Raw genomic sequence first — 20,015 nt, 5'->3', positions numbered from 1 at the left:
CCTCATGAAGCAAGCCCTTCAACACAAGCTCGCCATGCCCGCACGACGCAAGGCCGTGGCCGCCACGCTGGCGGTGCTGGGTTCGGCATGGCTCGCGCCCGCCGCGCTGGCGCAGGACGGCAGCTACCCCAGCCGGCCGGTGACGCTGGTGGTGTCGGCCGCGGCAGGCGGCACCACCGACCTGGCGGCGCGGATGATTTCCGAGCCGCTGGCCAAGGCGCTCGGCCAGCCGGTGGTGGTCGACAACAAGCCCGGCGGCAACGGCGGCATCGCCGCGCAACTGGTGGCCCGGGCCAAGCCGGACGGCTACACGCTGATGCTGCAATACTCGGGCTTTCACGTGATTACGCCGTTGCTGGTGAAGAACCTGTCGTGGGATCCGGTCAAGGACTTTGCCCCCGTGGCCAATATCCTGTCGGCGCCGCAGGTGCTGGTGGTGCGCCAGGGCCTGCCGGTCAAATCGCTGAAAGAACTGGTGGCGTACGCCAAGGCCAACCCGGACAAGCTCAACTACGCGTCGTCGGGCAACGGCTCGCTGCAGCACGTCTCGACCGAGCTGCTGAACCAGATGGCCGGCACGAAAATCACGCACGTGCCGTACAAGGGCACCGGCCCGGCCATGACCGACCTGCTGGGTGGTTCGGTCGACCTGACCATGACCACGCCGCCGCCGCTAATGGGCCATATCGCCGCCGGCAAGCTGCGCCCGCTGGTGGTCACCAGCAAGACCCGCCTGCCCAGCCTGAAGGACGTGCCGTCGGCGCCCGAGGCCGGTTACCCTGACCTGGATGTGTCGTCGTGGTTCGCGATGTACGCGCCGGCGGGCACGCCCAAGGCGGTGATCGACAAGCTCACCGGCGAGATCGACAAGATCGTGCGCACCGAAGCCTTCCGCAAGAAGGCCGAGGAACTGGGCGCCGAGGCCAAGTACATGAACCCGCAGCAACTGGCGCAATACCAGAAGGCTGAGCTGGAGCGCTGGGCCAAGGTGATCAAGTCCGCCAACATCCACGCCGAATAGGAAGGACGCGGCAAGGTGATCGAAAGGTCAGGGCGCTAAGCTCGCGGGTTTGCCTGTCGGGCCGGATTCGCTAGGTATTGATACCGATGCGGACCCGCGTTCCTCCCAGTAGCATCGCAACTTGCCGCACGGCGGCGCGCCCCCTTGCCATGGCTTCGGCCGCGTTGCCGTTCCAGTCCAAACGGGTAGGAGATACGCATGTATAACAAGAAATTCTGGAAACAATTCCTGATCGCGCTGGCGCTGTTCCTGGCCGGCTGGTTCACCTTCGGCCATGCGCAGGCGCAGGGCAAGCCGGAGAAGACTAAGGTCACCATCGCAGTGGGCGGCAAGAACCTCTTCTACTACCTGCCGCTGACCATCGCCGAGCGCCTGGGCTACTTCAAGGAAGAAGGCCTGGAGGTCGAGATCGTCGACTTCGCCGGTGGCGCCAAGGCGCTGCAGGCCGTGGTAGGCGGCAGCGCCGACGTGGTCTCGGGCGCGTACGAGCACACCATCAACCTGCAGGCCAAGGGCCAGCGCTATCAGGAATTCGTGCTACAGGGCCGCGCCCCGCAGATCGTGCTGGTGGTGTCGAACAAGACCATGCCCAACTTCAAGTCGATCGCCGACCTGAAGGGCAAGAAGATCGGCGTGACCGCGCCGGGTTCGTCGACCAATATGATGGCCAACTTCGTGCTGGCCAAGTCCGGGCTCAAGCCGTCGGATGTGTCGTTCATCGGCGTGGGCGCCAGCGCCGGCGCGGTGGCCGCGATGCGTTCGGGCCAGATCGATGCGATGGCCAACCTGGATCCGGTGATCTCGATGCTGACGCAGAAGAATGAAGTGCGCGTCGCCTCGGACACCCGTACGCTCAAGGACACCCAGGCGGTGTTCGGCGGCAATATGCCGTCGGGTTGCCTGTATGCTTCGCAGGCCTTTATCCAGCAGAACCCCAACACCACGCAGGCGCTGACCAATGCCATGGTGCGCGCGCTCAAGTGGCTGCAGAAGGCGGGCCCGTCGGATATCGTCAAGACCGTGCCCGAAAGCTACCTGCTGGGTGACCGCGCGCTGTACCTGGCCGCGTGGGAAAAGGTCAAGGAAGCGATCTCGCCGGACGGCACCATGCCTGCCGACGGCCCGCGCACCGCACTGAACGCGCTGGGCCAGTTCGACGCCGAGCTGAAGGGCAAGTCGATCAAGCTGGAAGAGACCTATACCAACGCCTTCGTGCAGAAGGCCAACGCCAAGTACAAGTAATACCCTTGCCGTCGATATCATCGGCCCGCTGCCCGCAGCGGGCCTTTGCTTTGCGGCATTGACGGCCCATCCATCATCACCCGCCCGCGCCGCACCCCTGGCGCCGCCACGACGGGACTGAGACGGTTCACCATGAGCATTCCCGCACTTTCCCTCGACAAGGTCACCTGCACCTTTGTCTCGCGCGATGACCGCAGCCAGCGCTATACCGCGGTCAAGGACGTCACGCTGTCGATCCAGCCCGGCGAGTTCGTTTCCGTGGTTGGCCCGACCGGCTGCGGCAAGTCCACGCTGCTGAACGTCGGCGCCGGCCTGTTGGGGCCTTCCAGCGGCGAGGTGCGCGTGTTCGGCGAGCCGCTGCGCGGCATCAACCGGCGCGCCGGCTATATGTTCCAGACCGAGGCGCTGATGCCCTGGCGCAGCGCGCTGGATAACGTCGTCGCCGGCCTGGAGTTCCGCGGCGTGGCACGCGCCGAGGCCGTGCAGCAGGGCGAGGAATGGCTGCGCCGCGTCGGCCTGGGCGGCTTCGGCGACCGCTATCCGCACCAGCTTTCGGGCGGCATGCGCAAGCGCGTGGCCCTGGCGCAGACGCTGGTGCTGGATCCGGACATCATCCTGATGGACGAGCCGTTCTCGGCGCTCGATATCCAGACCCGCCAGCTGATGGAAAACGAGGTGCTCGAGCTGTGGGCCGCCAAGCGCAAGGCGGTGCTGTTCATCACCCACGACCTGGACGAGGCCATCGCCATGAGCGACCGCGTCGTTGTGCTGTCGGCCGGCCCGGGCACGCACCCGATCGGCGAGTTCGCGATCGACCTGCCGCGCCCGCGCGACGTGGCCGAGATCCGCAACCATCCGCGCTTTGTCGAGCTGCACGCCGCGATCTGGGACGTGCTGCGCGAAGAAGTGCTCAAGGGCTATGCCCAGCAGCTCAAGGTGGCCTGAGCCTTCCCATCACAACAAGACCTGAATTCACGATGGCATTCCGAAACGACTCCAAGGGCATGCTGCGCGTGTGGCAGTTGCTCGTCCTGGTGGTGATCCTCGGTGTGTGGCACCTGGCCACGCGCTCGCAGCAGGTCGCCTTTTTCTTTGGCGAACCGCTGATGGTGGCGCAGCGGATCTGGAACTGGTTTTTCGTCGAGCGCGATATCTACCTGCACCTGGGCGTGACGCTGATCGAGACCGTGCTGGCCTTCGGCATCGGCACGGTGGCGGGGCTGGGCGTGGGGCTGTGGCTGGCGCTGAGCCCGCTGACCTCGGCCATCCTCGATCCCTACGTGAAGGCGATGAACTCGATGCCGCGCGTGATCCTGGCGCCAATCTTCGCGGTGTGGTTCGGTCTGGGCATCTGGTCCAAGGTGGCGCTGGCGGTGACACTGGTCTTCTTTATCGTCTTCTTCAACGTCTACCAGGGCGTCAAGGAAGTGAGCCCGGTGGTGCTGGCCAATGCGCGCATGCTGGGGGCCAATCAGCAGCAGCTGCTGCGCCACGTGTACCTGCCGAGCGCGACCAGCTGGGTGTTCTCGTCGCTGCATACCTCAGTGGGCCTGGCTTTTGTCGGCGCGGTGGTGGGCGAGTACCTGGGCTCGGCGCGCGGCGTGGGCTACCTGATCTTGCAGGCCGAAGGGACCTTCGACATCAATACCGTGTTTGCCGGCATCGTGGTACTGACGGCGTTCGCGCTTGTGCTGGACTGGATGGTGGGGCTGGTCGAGAAGCGGCTGATGAAGTGGCAGCCGACGAGCGGGGAGACGGAGAAGCTCTGAGGCAAGCTAAGGGCAGCATGACTACGGGCGAGTCCTGCAGACCGGCGGTTTGCTTCCCTTTCCCGCTTGCTGGAGAGGGGCGAGGCAGGCACTGGCACACCACCGGCCTGAACTCCGTTGACACGCCGGGCCCTCACCCCAGGCCTCTCCCCGTGGGCGACCTCGTCGACCGCGACCGGCGGTTGCAAGGACGGGCTGTTCTCGCGCGCTTCGCCGTCAGCGTGTCGCGCTACTTTGCCGGTTTCGCCAACAACCAGACCGGCGTGATTGCCGGGCTGCAGCACCGGTTCTGAGGAGGACGGAAAGGCTGATTCGGAACTGCCTGCCGCCCGGCGTAGGGGTGTGCGCCGTCAAGGACGGCAGGCAGCTTGGGGCGTGTTGCCCCACGCTCTGCGCCCTTCTTTTGTCGGCGCACGCCTGGCGCGCGCCGATGCATCAAAGCCCCTCAGGGCACGATCACGATCTTGCCGGTGACCTTGCGCGCTTCCATGTCCTTGAGCGCCTGCGGGGCCTGCTCGAGCGGATAGCGCGCCGAGATATGCGGGCGGATCTTGCCTTCCTTCATCCAGCCTAGCATCTGCGCCATATTGGCCTGGTTGGCCTTGGGCTCGCGCCGCACGAAGTCGCCCCAGAACACGCCCACCAGCGACGCGCCCTTGAGCAGCGCCAGGTTCAGCGGCAGCTTCGGGATCTCGCCGTTGGCAAAACCCACCACCAGGTAGCGGCCGCGCCAGCCGATCGAGCGGAAGGCCGGTTCGGCATAGATCCCGCCCACCGGGTCATAGATCACATCCGGGCCCTTGCCGTCGGTCAGCGCCTTGATGCGCTCGCGCAGGTCTTCGGTGCTGTAGTTGATCAGAGCATCGGCGCCGTGCTCCTTGCACACCGCCAGCTTCTCGTCGGTCGAGGCCGCGGCGATCACGCGCGCGCCGATGGCCTTGCCGATCTCGATCGCCGCCAGGCCCACGCCGCCGGCGGCGCCCAGCACCAGCATGGTCTGGCCGGCCTTCAGTTCACCCCGGTCGATGACCGCGTGGTGCGAAGTGCCGTAGGTCAGCGTGAAGGCCGCCGCGGTCTCGAAATCGATGCCGGGCGGCATCGGCACCACCGACGCCGCCGGCGCCTTGGCCTGGGTGGCGAACGCGCCGTTGCCCAGGTAGGCGATCACCTTGTCGCCCGGCTTGACGTGGGTGACGCCTTCGCCGACCGCATTGACCACGCCCGCCAGTTCGGAGCCCGGGCTGAACGGCAGTTCAGGCTTGGCCTGGTATTTGTTCTGGATGATGAGCACATCCGGGAAGTTGACGGCGGCCGCCTTCACGTCGATGACAACTTCACCCTTGCCGGGCACCAGGTCGGGCAGGGTTTCGATGGTCAGCGAATCGGGCGGGCCCCAGGCTTTGCACAGTACGGCTTTCATCATGTCTCCAGTGATATAGGTCGCGTCCCGCGCCAGTGAAGCAGCTTGCGGGCGGGCAGGGCAAGTGTAGCGCAGAAATAGCACGATCGTTCTGTTCCGTGCCGGCCACCGCCAATGGCGTACCGTAGCACCGGAAGCGCCCCGGCAGCGCGCATTTTGAGGCGGCTCGCGGGCCGCTTGTGACGTTCCGCTCAGGTACAATCGCGCCATGCATATCCTTCTCGCCAACGATGACGGTTATCTCGCGCCGGGACTGGCCGTTTTGCATGCTGCGCTCGCGCCGCTGGGCCGTATCACGGTCATTGCGCCGGAGCAGAACCACAGCGGCGCCTCCAACTCGCTGACGCTGCAGCGCCCGCTGTCGATCTATGAAGCGCGCGAAGGCGTGCAGAAGGGTTTCCGCTTCGTCAACGGCACGCCCACCGACTGCGTGCATATCGCGCTGACGGGCCTGCTCGACGAAAAACCCGACCTGGTGGTGTCCGGCATCAACCAGGGACAGAACATGGGCGAGGACGTGCTGTACTCCGGCACCGTCGCCGCCGCCATCGAAGGCTACCTGCTCGGCATTCCGTCGGTGGCCTTCTCGCAGGTCCACAAGGGCTGGGAGCACCTCGACGCCGCGGCGCGCGTGGCGCGCACCGTGGTGGAGCGCATCATTGCCAAGCCGCACACCGAGCCGTTTCTGCTCAACGTCAATATCCCGAACCTGCCGTTCGAACATATCAAGGGGTATCGCGCCACGCGGCTGGGCAAGCGCCATCCGTCGCAGCCGGTGATCACGCAGGTCAACCCGCGCGGCGACACCAACTACTGGATCGGTCCGGCGGGCGATGCGCGCGATGCCAGCGAAGGCACGGATTTCCATGCCACCGCGGCAGGCTATGTCTCGCTGACGCCGTTGCAGCTCGACCTGACCCACCGCGGACAGCTCGACGCGCTCGACCAGTGGCTTAAGTAAGCCACCGTCCCGCTGTGTCGCGCCCCCGATGAGTTCCACGCCCCCTCGCAACAAGTTTCCGCTGCCGCTGGACGCGGTCGTCGAACGCAAGCCTGCACCGGCGCGCACCGCCGGCATGCCCGCGGTCGGAACGCCGCGGCCGGCCGCGCCCGCTCCCAAGCCCGCCAAGCCGCGGCTGCCGCGGACCGCAGCACCGGCGCCCGTGCCGGCTCCCGCCAGCAAGGTCGAGCAGCGCGCCTCGGCCGCCACGGCCGGCGGTGGCGGCATGGCCTCGGCGCGCGCGCGCGTGGCGCTGGCCGGGCGGCTGCGCGCCGCGGGCATCCGCGACGAGCGCGTGCTGTCGGCCATCGCCACGGTGCCGCGCCACCTGTTCGTCGAGCCGGGGCTGGCATCGCAGGCGTATGAGGACGCTGCGCTGCCGATCGGCCACCAGCAGACCATTTCCAAGCCCTCGGTGGTGGCGCGCATGATCGAGCTGCTGCGTGAAGGGCTGGCGGCCGACGCGCCGCTGGAGCGCGTGCTGGAGATCGGCACCGGCTGCGGCTACCAGGCCGCGGTGCTGAGCCAGGTCGCGCGCGAAGTCTTCTCGATCGAGCGCATCCGGCCGCTGCACGAGCAGGCCAAGGCCAACCTGCGCCCGCTGCGCGTGCCCAACCTGCGCCTGCACTACGGCGATGGCATGCTCGGGCTGCCGCAGGCGGCGCCGTTCTCGGCCATCATCCTGGCCGCCGCCGGCATGGAGGTGCCCGAGGCGCTGCTGGAGCAACTGGCGATCGGCGGGCGGTTGATCGCCCCGGTGGCGGTGGTGCCGCCGGCAGGCGTGCCCGGCCAGACCGTCACGCAGCAATTGCTGCTGATCGAGCGGCGCAACCGCCATCGCTTTCACCGAACCGCGCTTGAAGCCGTTTTCTTTGTGCCCTTAAAATCGGGCACCATCTGAGTCGAACTATGCACAACATCGTGAAATCGCAATATTTCGCACGCGCCGGACAACTTTTTGCGGCTTCCGCGCTGACGGCCCTGCTGGCCGCCTGCGCCAGTTCGCCGATGCCGGCCCCCGTGGTGGACCGTACTTCCATCTCCGGCACCGCCACGGCGTCGCAGGAGCCGGCACCGCCCGGATACTATCGGGTCAAGCGAGGCGATACCCTTTACCGTATCGCGCTGGAAAACGGCCAGTCTTATCGCGATGTAGCGGCGTGGAACAACCTGAGCAATGTGAACCAGATTGAAGTTGGGCAGTTGTTGCGCATCGTGCCGCCAGGTGCCGACGTCAACACTGCACCCGGCGTGACCACCATGCCGGTGGCGCCCGGTACGGTGCAGGGGCAGCCGATCGACCAGGCCCGTCCGGCTGGCGCCCCGGTGCCGCCGGCGGCTACGGCTGCGGCACCGGTTGCGGCACCGGTTGCGCCGGCTGCTGCGGCCGCCATCCCGTCGGCGCCAGTCGCCGATGGCTCGATGAAGCTGGCGTGGCCGGCGACCGGCCAGATGGTCGGTAAATTCGATGACAAGGCCAATAAAGGCATCGATATTGCGGGCAAGAAAGGTGATGCGGTGCTGGCAGCGGACGATGGCCGGGTGATTCACGTAGGCCCCTTGCGCGGCTACGGGAATCTTGTCATCATCAAACACAACGAGACATTTCTTACTGCGTACGGGCACAACGACAAGGTGCTTGTGACAGAGCAATCCGCGGTCCGGAAAGGCCAGAAGATTGCTGAGATGGGCAACAGCGATACCGACCGGGTGAAGCTTCACTTCGAAGTTCGCAAGAACGGAAAACCGGTTGATCCGATGCGGTACCTGCCGCCACAGTGAGGGTTCATGCCACGCCAGAAAACCGTCTCCTCCGGAATCGTCAGCAGGGCTCGCCGTCCCAAGCAGCCGGAAGTGAAGGCTGGTGTGGCACATCCCGACGAGCGCGCCGATGCGGAAGCCTTCGAGCCCGATCTCGCTGCTGAACTGATTCCTGTTACCGACGAGCCGATCGCCACGTCCGCTACGGTGGGCCTGCGCGAGGCGGACCTGCTCGCCGACGACAACGAACGCCAGTTGCGCGACGACGACGATGACGACGCGGAAGACGAGGAAGAGAGCGAGGCAGAGAACGGTACCGACGGCGCGGCCGCCGAGCACGACGACTTCCGCTCGGTGCTGCATACTGAGCTGGCCGCCGACACAGTCCAGCATTACCTGAACCGCATCAGCATCAAGCCGCTCCTGTCCGCGCCGGAAGAACTGCATTTCTCCACGCTGGCCAAGGACGGCGACTTTGCCGCGCGCCAGGTCATGATCGAGCGCAACCTGCGGCTGGTGGTCAGCATCGCCAAGGGCTACCTCAATCGCGGCGTGCCGCTGCTGGACCTGATCGAGGAAGGCAACCTCGGCCTGATGCACGCGATCGAGAAATTCGATCCGTCGCGCGGTTTCCGCTTCTCGACGTATGCCACGTGGTGGATCCGCCAGAGCATCGAGCGCGCCATCATGAACCAGGCGCGCACGGTCCGCCTGCCGGTCCACGTGATCCGCGAACTGAACCAGGTGCTGCGCGCCAAGCGCCATCTGGAGAAGGGCGGCACCGACGGGCGCGACGCCAGCCTGGAAGACATCGCCCACCTGCTGGGCAAGACGCCGGACGAAGTGCAGGACGTCCTGGCACTCAACGAACATACCACCTCGCTCGATACGCCGTTCGATCTCGATCCCGGCTCGAGCCTCCTGGATTTCCTCTCCGACGAGCACAACGCCGCCCCTGACCAGGAGGTGGCACACCGCGAGCTGGAAGGGCTGATGAAGCTCTGGCTGGCGCGCCTGTCGGAAAAGCATCGCTACGTGGTGGAGCGCCGCTTCGGCCTCAACCATATCGAGCCCGCCACGCTGGAAGAGCTCGCCGAGGAAATGGGCCTCACGCGCGAGCGCGTGCGCCAGATCCAGCAGGAGGCGCTGGTCAAGCTCAAGCGGCATTTCGCTTCGCAAGGTGTCAGGAAGGACGCCGTTCTATGACCCCTGTGCTGGTATTCGACATCGAGACCATTCCCGATGTCGCCGGCCTGCGCCGTTTGCATGACCACCCCGATGCGATGAGCGACGCCGAAGTCGCCGAGCATGCGTTCTCTGCCCGCCGGGAAAAGACCGGTAGCGATTTCCTTCCGCACTACCTGCAGCGCGTCGCCGCGATTTCCTGCGTGCTGCGGCGCACGCATCGCGATGGCTCGGGCGTGTTCCACGTCGGCTCGCTCGGCACCACGGAAGACAACGAGGCCACGCTGATCCAGAAGTTCTACGAACTGATCGCGCGCTACAGTCCGCAACTGGTTTCATGGAACGGCGGCGGCTTCGACCTGCCGGTGCTGCATTACCGTGGCCTGGTCAACGGCGTCACCGCGCCACGCTACTGGGAAATGGGCGAGGGCCGCGAGGACGACAGCCGCGACTTCAAGTGGAACAACTACATCAGCCGCTACCACATGCGGCACCTGGACCTGATGGACCTGCTGGCGATGTACCAGCCCCGCGCCAGCGCGCCGCTGGATGACCTGGCCAAGCTGTGCGGCTTCCCGGGCAAGATGGGGATGGACGGCAGCAAGGTCTGGCAGGCCTACCAGGCTGGCCAGCTTGACGAGATCCGCGCCTACTGCGAGACCGACGTCGTCAACACCTACCTGATGTACTGCCGCTTCCAGCTGATGCGCGGCGGGTTGTCGCCGCGCGAGTTCGACGTCGAGATGGAATTCGTCCAGGAATCGCTGGCTGAGCTGCCCGGCGAGCAGTGGATGGAATACCTGCAGGCGTTCCGGCTGCAGCGTCTCACCCCGGAAGCCGAAGACCTCGAGGACTGAGCGCGCCGGTCGGCATCACAGATCCAGCGACAGCAGGATCGGCTGGTGGTCCGAGTGGGCGGTATCCGCATCGACCTCGCAGCGCCGGATGCGCGCGGCGAGGTTGTCCGTCAAGAACATGAAATCGCAGGCGAACGGCGCCTCCGGCCATTGCTCCTTGTCGTGTATCGCGCAGGTTGGCGCGTGCGGCTGGCCGGGATGCGCATGCAGCCAGGCGTCGCGCCAGGGCGGCGTGGCATTTTCGAACGGCTCCAGCATGCGGCGATAGGCGATATCGTCGGGTTTGCTGTTGAAGTCGCCGCACAGGATGGCCTCGGCCGGGCGAGGCTCGGGCGTGAACGGGCCCGGCCATTTTTCGCTGCGGCCCGGGCGGCGCGCATGGTCGCATGCCTGAACGTGCCAGTCGCGCAAGGCTTCGGCCTGGGCGGCGCGCTGGTGTGCCGAGTAATACTCCAGGTGCGTGCAGATCACGCGCAGCAGATGCGTGCCGGCCTCGACCGTCACTTCCAGCGCCACGCGCGGCATCGACGCCACCTGCGGGTCCGCCGGCCAGGGCAGGGCATGGTGGAAGACTTCGCGCACTGGCAGGCGGGTGGCAAGCAGGTTGCCGAATTGCTTCAGGCCGCCGCTGGTAGTGCGCCGGTCCACGCCCGGTGCATAGAGCACATGAAAGCCTGGCAGCAGCGCGGTCAGTTCCGCCACCTGGTCCTCGCCCGGCCCGCCGCGCAATTCGCCGAAGCCGCGCGTAACTTCCTGCAGGCAGATCACGTCGGCGTCAGCGATGCCGCGCATGGTCTCGATTTGCCGCTGCAGGCTCACGCGCCCGTCGGCGCCGCGGCCCCACTGGATATTCCACGAAATCAGTTCCATTTGCCGTCTCCGTCGGATCGTCGGGACGCCGCCACCGGCGCTGGCCCGGACTGGCATACAATCCCGCTTTCGCAAACAATACGTCAGGTTTCATCTGGTGTCCCAAGTCGTGTCCTCCCTACAAGAAACGCCTGCAGGCCCGGCCGCCACTGCCGAGGCAAGTGCCGCTCCCGGCGCAAAAGAGCCCCGTGGCCGCGTTGCCGCTAACACTGGCACGCCGGCAGCGGACCCGGTCGTGTCGATCGAGAGCCTCGACATGGAAGCCCGCGGCGTCGGCCGCCTGGTGAACGAGGACGGCACGCCCGGCAAGGTGATCTTTGTCGAAGGCGCGCTGCCCGGCGAAACCGTCAGCTATCGCAGCTTCCGCCGCAAGCCCAGCTATGAACAGGCCCATCTCGTCGAGATCCGGCAGGAATCGGTGATGCGCGTCAAGCCCGGCTGCCAGCATTTCGGCGTCTGCGGCGGGTGCTCGATGCAGCATCTGGATTCGCGTGCACAGCTGGCAATCAAGCAGCGCGTGCTGGAAGACAACCTGTGGCACCTGTCGAAAGTGAAGCCGGACGTGGTGTTCCGCCCGATCGCCGGGCCGGACTGGGGCTACCGTTACCGCGCGCGGCTGACCGTGCGCCACGTGGTCAAGAAGGGCGGCGTGCTGGTCGGCTTCCATGAGCGAAAGAGCAGCTACGTGGCCGACATGACTCGCTGCGAGATCCTGCCGCCGCACGTGTCGGCGATGCTGGTGCCGCTGCGCGAGCTGGTGGCCGGCCTGTCGATTCGCGACCGCATGCCGCAGATCGAGCTGGCCGTCGGCCAGGAAGTGACCGCGCTGGTGCTGCGCATCCTGGAACCGCTGACCGATGCCGACAAGGACCTGCTGCGCGCCTTTGCCGACGACTACAAGGTGCAGTTCTGGTTGCAGCCCAAGGGCCCGGACACGGTCTACCCGTTCTACCCGACCGACGTCGAGCTGGCCTACACGCTGCCGGAATTCGGCATCCGCATGCCGTTCAAGCCGACCGACTTCACCCAGGTCAACCATCAGATCAACCGCGTGCTGATTGGCCGCGCGCTGCGCCTGCTCGACGCGCAGCCGCAGGACCGGCTGCTCGACCTGTTCTGCGGCATCGGTAACTTCACGCTGCCGCTGGCAACGCAGGGCAAGTCGGTGATGGGCATCGAGGGCAGCGAGGCGCTGACCACGCGCGCGCTGGCCAATGCCGGCTACAACGGCCTGGCCGACAAGACCGAGTTTGCCTGCCGCAACCTGTTCGAAGTCACCGCCGAAGATATCGCTGCGCTGGGCCGCTTCGACCGCTGGCTGGTGGATCCGCCGCGCGAGGGCGCGCTGGCGGTGTGCAAAGCGCTGGGCGAACTGGCGCAGCAGGGCAGCGACGTGCTTCCGCAGCGCATCGTCTATGTCTCATGCAGCCCCGCGACGCTGGCGCGCGACGCCGGCCTGCTGGTGCACGAGGCGGGCTACCGGCTGAGCGGCGCGGGCGTGGTCAACATGTTCCCGCACACCTCGCACGTGGAATCGATCGCGGTGTTCGACCGCGGCTGAACCGGCCCATCCATCAGCTGGCGCCCAAAGAAAAACCGGCCAACAGGCCGGTTTTTCATGCTGCGGCGTTTGTCGTCACTCGCGGCTGCCGCCGAAGATGCCCAGCAGCGCCAGCAGGTTGACGAAGACGTTGTACACGTCCAGGTAGATCGCCAGCGTGGCGGTGATGTAGTTGGTCTCGCCGCCATTCACCACGCGCTGCACATCGAACAGGATGTACGCCGAGAAGATACCGATGGCGATCACCGAAACCGTGATCATCAGCGAGGGCAGCTGCAGCCAGATATTGGCGACGCTGGCCAGGATCAGCAGGATCACGCCGACGAACAGGAACTTGCCCAGGCCGGAGAAATCACGCTTGCTGACCGTGGCGATGGTGGCCATTGCGCCGAATACCGCCGCCGTGCCGCCAAAGGCATACATGATCAGCGCCGGCCCGTTCGAGAATTGCAGTGTCACGCCGATCAGCCGCGACAGCATCAGCCCCATGAAGAACGTGAAGGCCAGCAGCAGGACCACGCCCATGCTGCTGTTCTTGGTCTTCTCGATGCCGTAGAAGAACCCGAACGCAATGCCCAGGAACAGGATCAGCGACAGGAAGGGGTTGCCCGCCATGAAGCTGAAGCCGGTGGCCACGCCGATCCACGCGCCGAGCACGGTGGGGATCATCGAGAGGGCCAGCAGCCAGTAAGTGTTGCGCAAGACCCGGTTGCGAACGACGACGTCAGTGACGGTCGACGCACTGTTGCCGAAACCGTAGGTATTCAGCTTGTTATCCATGGTGACTCCTGTCTCAAAACGGTGAGGCGCCGGAAATCCAATCATTCGGATCGACTCCGGACGGAACCATCGTCAATGTGGCATCTGGGCGGGCGAATTGCAAGGGCGGGGTAACCCAGAAGACACGCCAAACCGTGCTTCGCGCCACTTGGCCGCCGCTCACGTTGGACGCGCATCGACCCGTCGCGTTCCGGACATGACAAGGATGTAATGTGCTCTTCGTGTTACTTGATGCCGGCCGGCGCCGCAACGCCGGCAAGACTCGCGCCAGAGCGGGGAAGGCCCTCGAAAGCGTCATAGTCTTCGTGGTAGAATCCCACGTTTAATCCATTTGTAACCCCTTCATTTTTCGGAGTTTTTCATGGCGATCGAACGCACCCTGTCGATTATCAAGCCGGATGCCGTGGCCAAGAACGTTATCGGCCAGATCTACGCCCGTTTCGAGGCCGCCGGCCTGAAGATCATTGCTGCCAAGATGGTGCACCTGTCGCGCGGCGAAGCCGAGCAGTTCTACGCTGTCCACAAGGAGCGTCCGTTCTTCAAGGACCTGGTGGACTTCATGATTTCCGGCCCGGTCATGATCCAGGCCCTGGAAGGTGAAAACGCCATCGTCAAGAATCGTGAGCTGATGGGCGCCACCGACCCGAAGAAGGCCGACAAGGGCACCATCCGCGCCGACTTCGCCGACAGCATCGACGCCAACGCCGTGCACGGCTCGGACGCTGCTGAAACCGCTGCCGTGGAAGTGTCGTTCTTCTTCCCGGGCATGCACGTCTACAGCCGCTGATTGTTTGGCGCTGCTGCCAGGACTAGACTGACACCGAAGCTGAGTTTGCCGCCATGAACGACCTCGTCAACCTGCTCGACCTCGACGCGGACGCGCTCACCGCTTATTGCGGCGAGCTCGGCGAGAAGCCGTTCCGTGCGCGGCAACTGCAACGCTGGATCCACCACTACGGTGCCAGCCGCTTCGACGCCATGTCGGATCTCGCCAAGTCGCTGCGCGAAAAGCTCGCGACGCGGGCCGAGATCCGCGCGCCTGCCGTCATCACCGACAACCTGTCGGCCGACGGCACGCGCAAGTGGCTGCTAGACGTGGGCCAGGGCAATGCGGTGGAAACGGTCTACATCCCAGAGGAAACGCGCGGCACGCTGTGCGTTTCCTCGCAGGCTGGCTGTGCCGTCAACTGCCGGTTCTGCTCGACCGGCAAGCAGGGCTTCTCGCGCAACCTCAGCACCGGTGAGATCATCGGGCAGCTGTGGATGGCCGAGTTTGCCATGCGCGAGCAACTGGGCCGCGGCCCCAAGGATGACCGCGTCATCTCCAATGTGGTGATGATGGGCATGGGCGAGCCGTTGCTGAACTACGATGCCGTCGTGCCGGCCATGCGCCTGATGCTCGACGACAACGCCTACGGCCTGTCGCGCCGTCGCGTGACGCTGTCCACCTCCGGCGTGGTGCCGATGATGGACCGGCTGTCCAAAGATCTGCCGGTGGCCCTCGCCGTGTCGCTGCACGCGTCCAACGACGCCCTGCGCGACGTTCTGGTGCCGCTGAACAAGAAGTACCCGCTGGCCGAACTGATGGCGGCATGCCGCCGCTACCTGGAATTCGCGCCGCGCGATTTCATTACTTTCGAATACTGCATGCTGGATGGCGTCAACGACGGCGTCGAGCATGCGCGAGAACTGCTGAAGCTCGTGGCCGATGTGCCGTGCAAGTTCAACCTGATCCCGTTCAACCCCTTCCCGGAATCGGGCCTGAAGCGCTCCAACAACGAACAGATCCGGCGTTTCGCGCAGGTGCTGATGGACGCGGGCATCGTGACCACCATCCGCAAGACGCGCGGCGACGATATCGACGCCGCCTGCGGCCAGCTGGCCGGGGAAGTGAAGGACCGCACCCGCCTGGCCGAGCGCGGCAAGTTCGGCAAGATCACGCCACTGGTGCCGGTCACTGCCGCCGGCCAGTCTCGGGAGGCTCGCCCTGCATGATCCGTCTGATCGCTGCGGCCCTGTTGGGGCTGCTGATGTTGTCCGGCTGCCAGCTGCCGCATACGCCGGCGCAGGATCTCCAGGCCGCTTCCGACCAGACCGATGCAAGGCGCCGCGCCGGCATCCGGCTGCAGCTGGCCACAAACTATCTCGAGGCCGGCCAGAACGCGGTCGCGCTTGACGAGATCAAGCAGGCCATCGCCATCGATCCGTCGCTGGCCGATGCCTACCATGTGCGCGCGCTGATCTACATGAACATGAATGAGCGTGCGCTCGCCGATGACAGCTTCCGCACCGCGGTGTCGATGCGCGGCAACGACGGCGACCTGCTTAACAACTACGGCTGGTTCCTGTGCCAGGAAGGCCGTTATGCCGAGGCCGTGCCGATGCTGCAGCGCGCCGCGTCGGCGCCGTCGGCCGGCGGCCCGGTCAAGCCGATGATCAGCCTGGGCGCGTGCGAGCTGCGCCGCGGCAACAGCGCCGAAGCGGAACAGAACCTGAAGGCCGCGCTCGGCTACGACCGCAACAACCCGGTGGCCAACACCACCCTCGCGCTGGTCTATTACCGGCGCGGCGACTTCGCGCAGGCGCGGCAGTATGCCCAGCGCGTCAACAGCAGCCAGTTTGTCAGTGCGCAATCCCTCTGGCTGGGAGCGCGTATTGCCCACCGTCAGGGCGACAGCCGCATGCAGGATGCGCTGGGGGCGCAACTGCGCAGCCGTTTCCCCGATTCGCGTGAGTTGACCGCCTACGAACAAGGAGCATGGGATGAGTGAGCACGACCGCGCCGCAGGCCAGGCCGTACCGACGCAACACGTCGGCGGGGGCGCGCACGAAGGAGACCGCGAAGCCGCCGCGCGCGAGATCGGCGCGGCACTGGCGCGCGAGCGCGAGGCGCAGCGAATGTCAGTGGAAGACGTCAGCGCGCGCCTGAAGGTGGCGGCGACCAAGCTGCGCGCGATCGAAGCCGGCGATCTCCAGGCGGTGCCCGACGTGACCTTCGCCAAGGGCGTGATGCGCGCCTATGCGCGCATGCTGCATGTCGATATCGACCCGCTGCTGGCGCGCTTCCAGCCGCGCCAGGTGGTGCAGGTGGCGGAAATCGCACGCCAGCGCGAGGGCGGCATCAATGCGGCCTTCGACGACCGCAACCGATTCCGCTCCGGCGGCACGGGCGGGCGCTGGATCTGGCTGGCGCTGGTGGCGGTGGGGCTGGCCGCGGGCGGCTGGTTCGGGCTGGACCACATCCGCCACTGGATCGAAACGCGCAGCGCCGCGGCCGAGACCCCGGTGGCGGAAGAACATGCAGCCGCGCCGGGCACGGAGCCCGGCACGGTCACGGCGGCGCTGCCGCCGGTGATGGCCGGAGCCGATTCGCCGGCGCCGTCCGCCGAGACAGTGCCCGCCAGCGCCGTGGCGGTGCCTGCCCAGGCGGCTCCTGCTGCTACGGCATCGGCAGCTGTGGTGCCGCCTGCCGCTGCGCCTGCTCCCGTTGCGCCGGTAGCACCGGCGGCACCGGCGGCACCGGCAGTCGCAGCAGGCGCGGGCGAACTGCAGATCCGCTTTGCTTCCGACACCTGGTATGAAATCCGGGACAAGAACGGCAAGGTGGTGCTGGGCGGTACCGCCAAGGCCGGCCAGTCCGTGGCCGGCGGCGGCACGCCCCCGTACAAGGTGGTGATCGGCAACGTCAAGGGCATCGAGTCGATGACCCGCAATGGCGAGCCGGTCGACCTGAAGGCAGCCAACCGCAACAACGTGGCGCGCCTCACGCTGCCCTGACGAGGGCGCGCAAGGTGCGGCGAGGTGCGTCTTTGCAAGGTGGTAACGCTATGAACCAACAGCTCTGTCTTCCTGTCCTGGCCGGTCCGCTGCCGCGCCGCCAGACGCGCCAGGCGCGCGTCGCGTGGGGCGACAACGTGGTCACCATCGGCGGCGGCGCGCCGGTGCGCGTGCAGTCGATGACCAACACGGATACGGTCGATGCCATCGGCACGGCGATCCAGGTCAAGGAACTGGCGCGCGCGGGTTCGGAGATCGTGCGCATCACGGTGAACACGCCCGAGGCGGCCGCCGCGGTGCCGTCGATTCGCGAGCAGCTCGACCGCATGGGCGTGGATGTGCCGCTGGTGGGCGACTTCCACTACAACGGCCACAAGCTGCTGCAGGACTATCCGGCCTGCGCCGAGGCGCTGTCCAAGTACCGCATCAACCCCGGCAACGTGGGCCAGGGCGCGAAGCGCGACACGCAGTTCGCGCAGATGATCGAGATGGCGTGCCGCTACAACAAGCCGGTGCGCATCGGCGTGAACTGGGGCAGCCTGGACCAGGACCTGCTGGCGCGCATCATGGACGAGAACGCCGGGCGTGCCGAACCGTGGCCGGCACAGAGCGTGATGATCGAGGCACTGATCACCTCGGCCATCGATTCGGCGAAGAAGGCCGAGGAGATCGGCCTGCCGGGCGACCAGATCATCCTGTCGTGCAAGGTGTCGCAGGTGCAGGAACTGGTCGCGGTGTACCGCGAGCTGGCGCGCCGCTGCGACTACGCGTTGCACCTCGGCCTGACCGAGGCCGGCATGGGCAGCAAGGGCATCGTGGCCTCGACCGCGGCGCTGTCGGTGCTGCTGCAGGAAGGCATCGGCGACACCATCCGCATTTCGCTGACGCCGGAACCTGGCGCGCCGCGCGAGAAGGAAGTGTACGTGGGGCAGGAAATCCTGCAGACCATGGGCCTGCGCAACTTCACCCCAATGGTGATTGCATGCCCGGGCTGCGGCCGCACCACCAGCACGGTATTCCAGGAGCTGGCGGCCAGCATCCAGGCCTACCTGCGCGAGCAGATGCCGCAATGGAAGACCGCCTATCCGGGCGTCGAGGAAATGGACGTGGCCGTGATGGGCTGCATCGTCAACGGCCCGGGTGAGAGCAAGCACGCCAACATCGGCATCTCGCTGCCGGGTTCGGGCGAATCGCCGGCGGCGCCGGTGTTCGTCGACGGCGTCAAGGTGAAGACGCTGCGCGGAGAGCGCATTTCCGAGGAATTCCAGGCGATCGTAGATGAGTACGTTCGCACGCATTACGGCCCGGGCGTTGCGCGGGCCGACAAAGAAGTGGCAGCCTGAGCCGGACCGGCCGGGTGCCAGCAGCCTGACAAGAACAGAATGACGCAATCCGAGAACGTGGCCGCCGCAGGCGGTGAGAAGACCGAACTGAAGGCTGGGGAGAAAGTGCGCCCCGCCAAGGCCCTGCAGGGCGTAAAGGGCATGAACGACATGCTGCCGGCGGACGCGCCGCTGTGGGAGCATTTCGAGAATGCCGCGCGCGCCATGCTGCGTGCCTATGGCTACCAGCAGATCCGCACGCCGATCGTCGAGCACACGCAGCTGTTCGTGCGCGGCATCGGTGAGGTGACCGACATCGTCGAGAAGGAGATGTACTCCTTCACCGATTCGCTCAATGGCGAGCAGCTCACGCTGCGCCCGGAAGGCACCGCCGCGGCCGTGCGCGCCACCATCGAGCACAACCTGCTGTACGACGGCCCCAAGCGCCTGTGGTACACCGGCCCGATGTTCCGCCACGAGCGCCCGCAGCGCGGCCGCTACCGCCAGTTCCACCAGCTCGGCGCCGAGGCACTGGGCTTTGCCGGCCCGGACGTCGACGCCGAGATCATCCTGATGTGCCAGCGCCTTTGGGACGACCTGGGCCTGACCGGCGTGCGCCTGGAGATCAATTCGCTGGGGCAGGCCGATGAGCGCGCCGCCCACCGCGAACAGCTGATCAAGTACCTGGAAGGCTTCCAGGACATCCTGGACGACGACAGCAAGCGCCGCCTGTACACCAACCCGCTGCGCGTGCTGGACACCAAGAACCCGGCGCTGCAGGAGATGGCTGCCAACGCGCCCAAGCTGATCGATTTCCTGGGCGAAGAATCGCTGGCACACTTCGAGGGCGTGCAGCGCCTGCTCAAGGCCAACAACATTCCGTTCAAGATCAACCCGCGCCTGGTGCGCGGCCTGGACTACTACAACCTGACGGTGTTCGAGTGGATCACCGACAAGCTGGGCGCGCAGGGCACCATCGCCGGGGGCGGGCGCTATGACCCGCTGATCGCGCAGATGGGTGGGAAGTCCGCGCCCGCGTGCGGCTGGGCCATGGGCATCGAGCGCATCATCGAGCTGATCCGCGAAGAGGGCGTGGTGCCCGAGGCGGTGGGCTGCGACGTCTACCTGGTGCACCAGGGCGAGGCCGCCGCGCAGCAGGGGATGATCGCCGCGGAACGGCTGCGCGATGCGGGCCTGGACGTGGTGCTGCACGCCAGCGCCGACGGCAAGGGCGGCAGCTTCAAGTCGCAGATGAAGCGGGCCGACGCAAGTGGCGCGGCCTATGCCGTTATCATTGGCGAGGACGAAGTGGCCGCCGGCGTGGTCCAGGTCAAGGAACTTCGCCAGCGCGAGCAGGCCGAAGGCGGTGGGCAACAGGCCACCGTGCCGGCCGAGGAACTGGTCGATTACCTGATCGACGCCATGGTCGGCGCCAGCGAATAAATCGCGC

20 protein-coding genes are annotated in these 20,015 nt (G+C 66.3%); 17 read left to right on the top strand and 3 right to left on the bottom strand.

Annotated features, from left to right (window positions below):
• Positions 1 to 4 precede the first annotated feature (4 nt).
• From ABNX08_RS14360 to ABNX08_RS14340, 5 genes are all read left to right on the top strand, one after another.
• The gene (locus tag ABNX08_RS14360) at positions 5 to 1,021 is read left to right on the top strand and encodes a tripartite tricarboxylate transporter substrate binding protein (RefSeq protein WP_022535780.1); all 1,017 of its coding nucleotides are present in this window, start codon (positions 5 to 7) and stop codon (positions 1,019 to 1,021) included.
• Between the two features lie 198 nt (positions 1,022 to 1,219).
• On the top strand, positions 1,220 to 2,263 hold the full coding sequence (locus ABNX08_RS14355) for an ABC transporter substrate-binding protein (protein ID WP_022535779.1): 1,044 nt from the start codon (positions 1,220 to 1,222) through the stop codon (positions 2,261 to 2,263).
• Positions 2,264 to 2,395: 132 nt separating this feature from the next.
• Positions 2,396 to 3,208, top strand: a complete 813-nt coding sequence (locus ABNX08_RS14350) for an ABC transporter ATP-binding protein (RefSeq protein ID WP_022535778.1) — start codon at positions 2,396 to 2,398, stop codon at positions 3,206 to 3,208.
• Between the two features lie 32 nt (positions 3,209 to 3,240).
• A complete protein-coding gene (locus tag ABNX08_RS14345) occupies positions 3,241 to 4,032 on the top strand; it encodes an ABC transporter permease (protein WP_022535777.1) in 792 nt (263 codons plus the stop codon).
• A gap of 152 nt (positions 4,033 to 4,184) precedes the next feature.
• Complete coding sequence (locus tag ABNX08_RS14340) at positions 4,185 to 4,325, top strand: hypothetical protein (RefSeq protein ID WP_349604251.1); 141 nt, start codon at positions 4,185 to 4,187, stop codon at positions 4,323 to 4,325.
• Between the two features lie 152 nt (positions 4,326 to 4,477).
• On the opposite strand, the gene ABNX08_RS14335 is transcribed toward ABNX08_RS14340, so the two are convergent.
• Positions 4,478 to 5,452 (bottom strand): NADPH:quinone oxidoreductase family protein, encoded by a 975-nt coding sequence (locus tag ABNX08_RS14335; protein ID WP_022535775.1) that lies wholly within the window; start codon positions 5,450 to 5,452, stop codon positions 4,478 to 4,480.
• Between the two features lie 208 nt (positions 5,453 to 5,660).
• Here ABNX08_RS14335 and surE point away from each other — a divergent pair, with 208 nt between their 5' ends.
• The 5 genes from surE to ABNX08_RS14310 are packed head-to-tail and all read left to right on the top strand — an operon-like array spanning position 5,661 to position 10,255.
• Positions 5,661 to 6,413 (top strand): 5'/3'-nucleotidase SurE, encoded by a 753-nt coding sequence (gene surE / locus ABNX08_RS14330; protein WP_022535774.1) that lies wholly within the window; start codon positions 5,661 to 5,663, stop codon positions 6,411 to 6,413.
• Positions 6,414 to 6,441: 28 nt separating this feature from the next.
• Positions 6,442 to 7,353 carry a protein-L-isoaspartate(D-aspartate) O-methyltransferase gene (locus ABNX08_RS14325; protein WP_022535773.1) on the top strand — a complete coding sequence of 304 codons (912 nt, stop codon included), beginning with the start codon at positions 6,442 to 6,444 and terminating at the stop codon, positions 7,351 to 7,353.
• Between the two features lie 8 nt (positions 7,354 to 7,361).
• Positions 7,362 to 8,234 carry a peptidoglycan DD-metalloendopeptidase family protein gene (locus tag ABNX08_RS14320; RefSeq protein WP_022535772.1) on the top strand — a complete coding sequence of 291 codons (873 nt, stop codon included), beginning with the start codon at positions 7,362 to 7,364 and terminating at the stop codon, positions 8,232 to 8,234.
• Positions 8,235 to 8,240: 6 nt separating this feature from the next.
• Complete coding sequence (rpoS, locus tag ABNX08_RS14315) at positions 8,241 to 9,419, top strand: RNA polymerase sigma factor RpoS (RefSeq protein ID WP_022535771.1); 1,179 nt, start codon at positions 8,241 to 8,243, stop codon at positions 9,417 to 9,419.
• A complete protein-coding gene (locus ABNX08_RS14310; protein WP_022535770.1) occupies positions 9,416 to 10,255 on the top strand; it encodes a 3'-5' exonuclease in 840 nt (279 codons plus the stop codon). Before rpoS ends, ABNX08_RS14310 begins: the two co-directional genes overlap by 4 nt.
• 15 nt (positions 10,256 to 10,270) lie before the next feature.
• Here the strand turns inward: ABNX08_RS14310 and ABNX08_RS14305 are convergent, their stop codons facing one another.
• Entirely contained in the window at positions 10,271 to 11,125 is an 855-nt protein-coding gene (locus tag ABNX08_RS14305) for an endonuclease/exonuclease/phosphatase family protein (RefSeq protein WP_349604257.1), read from the bottom strand.
• Positions 11,126 to 11,165: 40 nt separating this feature from the next.
• On the opposite strand from ABNX08_RS14305, the gene rlmD reads away from it, so the two are divergent.
• Positions 11,166 to 12,686 (top strand): 23S rRNA (uracil(1939)-C(5))-methyltransferase RlmD, encoded by a 1,521-nt coding sequence (rlmD, locus tag ABNX08_RS14300; protein WP_374063678.1) that lies wholly within the window; start codon positions 11,166 to 11,168, stop codon positions 12,684 to 12,686.
• Between the two features lie 75 nt (positions 12,687 to 12,761).
• On the opposite strand, the gene ABNX08_RS14295 is transcribed toward rlmD, so the two are convergent.
• Positions 12,762 to 13,466, bottom strand: a complete 705-nt coding sequence (locus ABNX08_RS14295) for a Bax inhibitor-1/YccA family protein (protein ID WP_010809421.1) — start codon at positions 13,464 to 13,466, stop codon at positions 12,762 to 12,764.
• Positions 13,467 to 13,827: 361 nt separating this feature from the next.
• Here ABNX08_RS14295 and ndk point away from each other — a divergent pair, with 361 nt between their 5' ends.
• From ndk to hisS, 6 genes are read left to right on the top strand one after another with little or no spacing between them, the layout of a single operon-like run.
• On the top strand, positions 13,828 to 14,253 hold the full coding sequence (gene ndk / locus ABNX08_RS14290) for a nucleoside-diphosphate kinase (protein ID WP_022535767.1): 426 nt from the start codon (positions 13,828 to 13,830) through the stop codon (positions 14,251 to 14,253).
• Positions 14,254 to 14,306: 53 nt separating this feature from the next.
• Positions 14,307 to 15,461: a 23S rRNA (adenine(2503)-C(2))-methyltransferase RlmN gene (gene rlmN, locus ABNX08_RS14285; protein WP_022535766.1), complete on the top strand. Its 1,155-nt coding sequence runs from the start codon at positions 14,307 to 14,309 to the stop codon at positions 15,459 to 15,461.
• Positions 15,458 to 16,237, top strand: a complete 780-nt coding sequence (gene pilW, locus ABNX08_RS14280) for a type IV pilus biogenesis/stability protein PilW (protein ID WP_349604264.1) — start codon at positions 15,458 to 15,460, stop codon at positions 16,235 to 16,237. The genes rlmN and pilW overlap by 4 nt, the downstream gene beginning before the upstream one ends.
• Complete coding sequence (locus ABNX08_RS14275) at positions 16,230 to 17,243, top strand: RodZ domain-containing protein (protein WP_349604265.1); 1,014 nt, start codon at positions 16,230 to 16,232, stop codon at positions 17,241 to 17,243. The genes pilW and ABNX08_RS14275 overlap by 8 nt, the downstream gene beginning before the upstream one ends.
• Positions 17,244 to 17,293: 50 nt before the next feature.
• Positions 17,294 to 18,586, top strand: coding sequence for a flavodoxin-dependent (E)-4-hydroxy-3-methylbut-2-enyl-diphosphate synthase (gene ispG, locus ABNX08_RS14270; RefSeq protein ID WP_022535763.1), 1,293 nt, complete (start codon positions 17,294 to 17,296; stop codon positions 18,584 to 18,586).
• A 39-nt stretch (positions 18,587 to 18,625) separates the two neighbouring features.
• Positions 18,626 to 20,008, top strand: a complete 1,383-nt coding sequence (gene hisS / locus ABNX08_RS14265; RefSeq protein ID WP_349604268.1) for a histidine--tRNA ligase — start codon at positions 18,626 to 18,628, stop codon at positions 20,006 to 20,008.
• Positions 20,009 to 20,015: the final 7 nt, after the last annotated feature.

This window comes from Cupriavidus sp. DF5525 (genome assembly GCF_040149425.2).
Lineage (GTDB): Bacteria > Pseudomonadota > Gammaproteobacteria > Burkholderiales > Burkholderiaceae > Cupriavidus > Cupriavidus pickettii_A.
The sequence above is the reverse complement of the archived record's forward strand: the minus strand, read 5'-3'. Positions and strand labels throughout refer to the sequence as shown.

Bases quoted from the DNA above. Each gene is read 5' to 3' on its own strand.
- ABNX08_RS14360 (WP_022535780.1), top strand. From the start codon at position 5: ATGAAGCAAGCCCTTCAACACAAGCTCGCCATGCCCGCACGACGCAAG.
- ABNX08_RS14355 (WP_022535779.1), top strand. From the start codon at position 1,220: ATGTATAACAAGAAATTCTGGAAACAATTCCTGATCGCGCTGGCGCTG.
- ABNX08_RS14350 (WP_022535778.1), top strand. From the start codon at position 2,396: ATGAGCATTCCCGCACTTTCCCTCGACAAGGTCACCTGCACCTTTGTC.
- ABNX08_RS14345 (WP_022535777.1), top strand. From the start codon at position 3,241: ATGGCATTCCGAAACGACTCCAAGGGCATGCTGCGCGTGTGGCAGTTG.
- ABNX08_RS14335 (WP_022535775.1), bottom strand. From the start codon at position 5,452: ATGAAAGCCGTACTGTGCAAAGCCTGGGGCCCGCCCGATTCGCTGACC.
- surE (WP_022535774.1), top strand. From the start codon at position 5,661: ATGCATATCCTTCTCGCCAACGATGACGGTTATCTCGCGCCGGGACTG.
- ABNX08_RS14325 (WP_022535773.1), top strand. From the start codon at position 6,442: ATGAGTTCCACGCCCCCTCGCAACAAGTTTCCGCTGCCGCTGGACGCG.
- ABNX08_RS14320 (WP_022535772.1), top strand. From the start codon at position 7,362: ATGCACAACATCGTGAAATCGCAATATTTCGCACGCGCCGGACAACTT.
- rpoS (WP_022535771.1), top strand. From the start codon at position 8,241: ATGCCACGCCAGAAAACCGTCTCCTCCGGAATCGTCAGCAGGGCTCGC.
- ABNX08_RS14310 (WP_022535770.1), top strand. From the start codon at position 9,416: ATGACCCCTGTGCTGGTATTCGACATCGAGACCATTCCCGATGTCGCC.
- ABNX08_RS14305 (WP_349604257.1), bottom strand. From the start codon at position 11,125: ATGGAACTGATTTCGTGGAATATCCAGTGGGGCCGCGGCGCCGACGGG.
- ABNX08_RS14295 (WP_010809421.1), bottom strand. From the start codon at position 13,466: ATGGATAACAAGCTGAATACCTACGGTTTCGGCAACAGTGCGTCGACC.
- ndk (WP_022535767.1), top strand. From the start codon at position 13,828: ATGGCGATCGAACGCACCCTGTCGATTATCAAGCCGGATGCCGTGGCC.
- rlmN (WP_022535766.1), top strand. From the start codon at position 14,307: ATGAACGACCTCGTCAACCTGCTCGACCTCGACGCGGACGCGCTCACC.
- pilW (WP_349604264.1), top strand. From the start codon at position 15,458: ATGATCCGTCTGATCGCTGCGGCCCTGTTGGGGCTGCTGATGTTGTCC.
- ABNX08_RS14275 (WP_349604265.1), top strand. From the start codon at position 16,230: ATGAGTGAGCACGACCGCGCCGCAGGCCAGGCCGTACCGACGCAACAC.
- ispG (WP_022535763.1), top strand. From the start codon at position 17,294: ATGAACCAACAGCTCTGTCTTCCTGTCCTGGCCGGTCCGCTGCCGCGC.
- hisS (WP_349604268.1), top strand. From the start codon at position 18,626: ATGACGCAATCCGAGAACGTGGCCGCCGCAGGCGGTGAGAAGACCGAA.